General features: G+C 63.6%; 4 protein-coding genes. 2 read left to right on the top strand and 2 right to left on the bottom strand.

The genetic code is table 11. The annotated features are described in order from the left end of the window. Positions 1–43 precede the first annotated feature (43 nt). Both QZL63_RS02400 and QZL63_RS02395 read right to left on the bottom strand, forming a co-directional pair. Positions 44–679: an outer membrane beta-barrel protein gene (locus QZL63_RS02400; protein ID WP_022307744.1), complete on the bottom strand. Its 636-nt coding sequence runs from the start codon at positions 677–679 to the stop codon at positions 44–46. An 11-nt stretch (positions 680–690) separates the two neighbouring features. Next, on the bottom strand, positions 691–1,878 hold the full coding sequence (locus tag QZL63_RS02395) for a membrane protein (protein WP_022307743.1): 1,188 nt from the start codon (positions 1,876–1,878) through the stop codon (positions 691–693). 212 nt (positions 1,879–2,090) lie between these two features. Here QZL63_RS02395 and eno point away from each other — a divergent pair, with 212 nt between their 5' ends. Beyond that, positions 2,091–3,377, top strand: a complete 1,287-nt coding sequence (gene eno, locus QZL63_RS02390) for a phosphopyruvate hydratase (protein ID WP_022307742.1) — start codon at positions 2,091–2,093, stop codon at positions 3,375–3,377. Positions 3,378–3,575: 198 nt separating this feature from the next. Continuing rightward, positions 3,576–4,655, top strand: coding sequence for a linear amide C-N hydrolase (locus QZL63_RS02385; protein WP_022307741.1), 1,080 nt, complete (start codon positions 3,576–3,578; stop codon positions 4,653–4,655). Positions 4,656–4,861: the final 206 nt, after the last annotated feature.

The raw sequence follows: 4,861 nt of genomic DNA, 5'->3' as shown, positions 1-4,861 counted from the left end.
TCTCCTTTTTCTTTTTTTCTTGGCTGCGGCAGGCCGCTGCGGGTCAGAATTCGCAGCCCAGCCCGATCGTGAAACAGTGGCTGTGCATGCGGGTGAAGCGGACCGGAAGGAGCGTCGTCGGGGTAGCGTCGGGGCGGGCAAGGTTGCGCAGCCCCGGTTCGTAGCCCGCCTCGAGACGGAAGCGGCCCCAGCCGAGGGCCACCCCGATGCGCAGGCCGACATCCGAGCGGCGCATCGGGCCTTCGGGGGCGTAGAGTTCCGCCCAGCCGTCGTTGTGGCGGAGCTTGCCGCCGATGCCCGCGCCGTACCACGCCCCGACGGTGGGAATGATCGAGAGCGTGCGTGAGCAGCGGATGCGGCAGTCGATCGTCAGCGGGACCTGGAGGTACATCGGGCGCGCCGAGAAACCCATGTATCGGCCGCCTCGGCTCGAGAAGAGGAGCCCAGTCCCGATGTAGAGCGGGATCCGGCGGTGCAGCCGGATATGGTCGGTGACGCCGGCGTAGTAACCCGCGCGGGGTGAGGTCGTGCCCGACAGGTTGTCGTAGGCGGCTGCGAAAAAGGCGATGTTCGCTCCGCCGTGCACGACGATGAGGTTGCGCTCGGGGTTCTGGCTCCGGGCCGGAAGGGCCTGAAACGACGCCAGGACGGCCAGAATAACCGACAGCAGTCTCCTCATGGTTCGGTGCGTCAGGATTTTTCGGGAGTATAGCTCTTCAGGGCCAGCCGCTTGACCCAGACGACGAAGCCGCCCGTGAGGATCAGGTTGAGCACCAGCGTCAGCACCGAGACGATCAGTGCCGGGCCGCCGAGGTTGTAGCCCAGGGCGATGAAGATGACGCCGGCGCCGACCTCCCCGCGCGTGAACATGCCCACCGAGAGGGCAAGGCGCTCGCTCAGCGACCGGTCGCGGTAGAAGAAGAGCGGGACGAGCTTGCCGAGGTTCGAGAGCAGCGACACGGCGAGGACATGCAGGACGAGGATGCCCCACGGCATCATCGGCTGCGAGGCCGTGACCGATGCGGCCGAATCGGCTGCCGCTGCCGCACCCGAGCCCGTGACGAGCGGCATGCTCAACCCGACGAGCAGCATGAAGAGGAACGAGACGCCCGTCGCGACGCGCCGTTCGGCCGGGGTGTCGATGTGGCGGTGGCGCATCAGCATGCCCACGACAAAGGCCGGGAGCAGCACCTCGATGTGGATGCTGTTCTCGGCGCCGTACCAGTGTTTCGTGGCGAGGTAGACCGCCTGTGTCAGCGCACAGACGATGACCGAGAGCCCCAGGATCCGCTTCCAGTCCTGACGCACGTCCCAGGTGGCTTGCCAGCGCCAGCCGACGGCCAGCAGCACGGCGACGATCGCCACGATGGCGAACATCTGCCAGCGCAGCCCGATCATGAGGATCTGCAGCGGGATCATCAGCAGGATGGTGTCCAGGTCGTCGAAGATGGCCAGCACCTGGATCTTGCGGTAGATCCAGCTCTCCTTGAGCTTCAGTGCGGCGAGCATCGTGAAGAGGATGCCGGCCGAGGTGGGGGCCGCGAACCGGCTCAGCAGCAGGTTTTCCTTCCACGCCTCGGGGCTGCTCCACAGCGGCGCGGGCAGCAGCACGAAGACATAATAGAGTACGATGAGCAGCCACGGGAGTGCCGCCGTGGCCATGGCGATGAAGTAGTCGGCCGTGTAGCTTCGCCAGCGGCTCTTGTCGATCTCGAATTCACGGCCGACGTTGATCATGATGAAGCCCAGACAGACGTACAGCAACGTGTCGGTCGTGGCCTTGAACGAGGAGTATCCCGGGCCGAGAAGCCCCGGGAGCAGCTGGGACGCGACGAGTCCCAGCATCAGGAAAAGGGAAAACGAGAGTACTTTTCGCATAGGTCATGCCGGTTGTTTGCTCGGTGCGGCAACGGGCCGCGGGGCAAAGATACGACTTTTGCACAAATCCCGAAACGGGGGCCGCAGCCGCCGGTGCGGGGCGCGTGAAAATTTTAACAACAAACGAACCGCAATTCGCGATTTATTTGTAACTTTGCGGTGCAAAATGGGTTATTAGCGATTAATTCCATAAAATTCAAACCATTACAACTATGCAGATTGTAGAGATTCACGCAAGGGAGATCCTCGACTCGCGAGGCAATCCGACCGTTGAGGTCGAAGTTCGTACCGTATCCGGTGCATTCGGTCGTGCAGCCGTTCCGAGCGGCGCATCGACGGGTGAGAACGAGGCCCTCGAGCTCCGCGACGGCGACAAGAGCCGCTACCTGGGCAAGGGCGTGCTGAACGCCGTGAAGAACGTCAATGAGGTGATCGCCCCGGCCATCATCGGCATGAACGTTGCCGATCAGGTCGGCATCGACAAGGCCATGATCGCCCTCGACGGCACGAAGACCAAGTCGAAGCTCGGCGCCAACGCCATCCTCGGCGTTTCGCTGGCCGTAGCCCGCGCCGCTGCCGACTACTTCGGCATGCCGCTCTACCGCTATATCGGTGGTGCCAACGCCAAGACGCTGCCCGTTCCGATGATGAACATCATCAACGGCGGTTCGCACTCCGACGCCCCGATCGCATTCCAGGAGTTCATGATCCGTCCCGTGGGCGCTCCGTCGCTCAAGGAGGGTCTGCGCATGGGCGCCGAGGTGTTCCACAACCTCAAGAAGGTGCTCCACGAGCGCGGCCTCTCGACCGCAGTAGGCGACGAGGGCGGTTTCGCTCCCGCACTCAACGGTACGGAGGATGCACTGGATTCGATCATCAAGGCCATCGAGAAGGCCGGCTACGTTCCCGGAAAGGACGTGATGATCGGCATGGACTGCGCTTCGTCGGAGTTCTACAAGGACGGCGTTTACGACTACACGATCTTCGAGGGTGAGAAGGGAGCCAAGCGCTCGTCGAAGGAGCAGGTCGAGTACCTGAAGGGCCTGGTTGCCAAGTACCCGATCGACTCGATCGAGGACGGTATGTCGGAGAACGACTGGGAAGGCTGGCAGATGCTGACCGCCGAGATCGGCGACAAGTGCCAGCTCGTCGGCGACGACCTCTTCGTGACGAACGTCGAGTTCCTGAAGAAGGGTATCGAGATGGGCTGCGCCAACTCGATCCTCATCAAGGTAAACCAGATCGGTTCGCTGACCGAGACGCTCGATGCCATCGAGATGGCTCACCGCGCCGGCTACACCACCGTAACGTCGCACCGTTCGGGCGAGACCGAGGACTCGACGATCGCCGACATCGCCGTGGCTACGAACTCGGGCCAGATCAAGACCGGCTCGATGTCGCGTTCGGACCGTATGGCCAAGTACAACCAGCTGCTCCGCATCGAGGAGGAGCTCGGCGACGAGGCCATCTACGGCTACAAGAAGGTTTACCGCAAGTAATCCGACGCCAAAAAGATACCGCCGTCGTGCGGTTGGTCCCGGGGCATTCCGCTCCGGGACTTTTTTTTGCGGCCGTGCGGTTTTCCGTGCCGGAACGGGACCCGGCGGTCCGTTTATTTCTTATATTTGTACGGGCGGCACATGCCCGGTGCCCCGATGGGGCCGGCGGCGGCCGCAGAACCAAAAACGGAAATGGATATGATGAAACGCTGTATGTCGGTCGGGTGCCTCCTTCTGGGACTGGCCCTGACGCCGCGGGCCGAGGCCTGCACGGGAATCACGCTGCGCGCAGCAGACGGGGCCTGCATCGTGGCCCGGACCATCGAGTGGGGCGGGAGCAACCTCAACAGCCGCTATGTCGTCGTGCCGCGCGGATATGCGCAACGCTCCTACACCCCGGAGGGAATCGACGGCATGCGCTTCACGGCCCGCTACGGCTATGTCGGGCTGGCCGTCGAGCAGAAGGAGTTCGTGGCCGAGGGGCTCAACGAGGAGGGGCTCTCGGCCGGGCTGTTCTACTTCCCCGGCTACGGGCGGTATGAGGCGTACGACCCGGCGCGGCGCGACGAGAGCATCGCCGACCTGCAGCTGGTGGCGTGGCTCCTCGGCGAGTGCCGCACGGTGGACGAGGTGAAGGAGGCTGTCGGGCGGGTCCGTGTCGTGGCGGTCGATCCGCGGGCCTCGACCGTGCACTGGCGCTTCACCGACACTTCGGGCCGGCAGCTTGTGCTGGAGATCATCGACGGACGTCCGGTCTTCTACGAGAACGCCCTCGGGGTGCTGACCAACTCCCCGGGCTTCGAGTGGCAGCTGACCAACCTGAACAACTACGTCAATCTCTACCCGGGTTCGGCTCCGGGGCAGGAGCTGGGGGCTCTCCGTCTCTCGTCTTTCGGTGCGGGGAGCGGTTTTCTGGGCATCCCGGGCGACGTCACGCCGCCGTCGCGCTTCGTGCGGGCGGCCTTCTTCCAGGCTACGGCACCCCGACAGTCCACGGCCGAGGATGCCGTGCGGCAGGGTTTCCAGCTGCTGAACAACTTCGATATCCCGATCGGGATCGAGTTTCCCGAGGGGAAGGTGCCGGCCGATATCCCGAGCGCCACGCAGTGGACCTCGGCCTCGGACATGTGCAACCGGGTGATCTACTACCGGACGATGTACGACAGCCGGATTCGGAGCATCGACCTCAAGACGATCGATTTCGGGCGGGTGGCCTACCGCGATGCGCCGCTCGACCGTGTGACCTGCCAGCCCATCGAGCCGGTCGAGATCCGGTGATCGGGCGTTTGCCGGTACGAAAAAGGGCGGGCTCCGATTTGGGGCCCGCCCGACGGTTTACTATTTTTTCAAGGTAGGCAATTCTCCAGTGAGTTCGTAACGCCACTCTGTACCTTCATTCTGCAGGGCGGCGTTCATCTGTGTAACGGCATTCTGCCAGTCGCCGTCCACCTTGATGGTGCCGTTGGTGCCGCTATCCATTTTGC

Origin of the sequence: Alistipes sp. CAG:268 (assembly GCA_000434235.1) — a bacterium.
In the GTDB taxonomy this organism is placed as follows: Bacteria; Bacteroidota; Bacteroidia; order Bacteroidales; family Rikenellaceae; genus Alistipes; species Alistipes avistercoris.
This window is presented reverse-complemented; position numbering and strand designations above follow the sequence as displayed.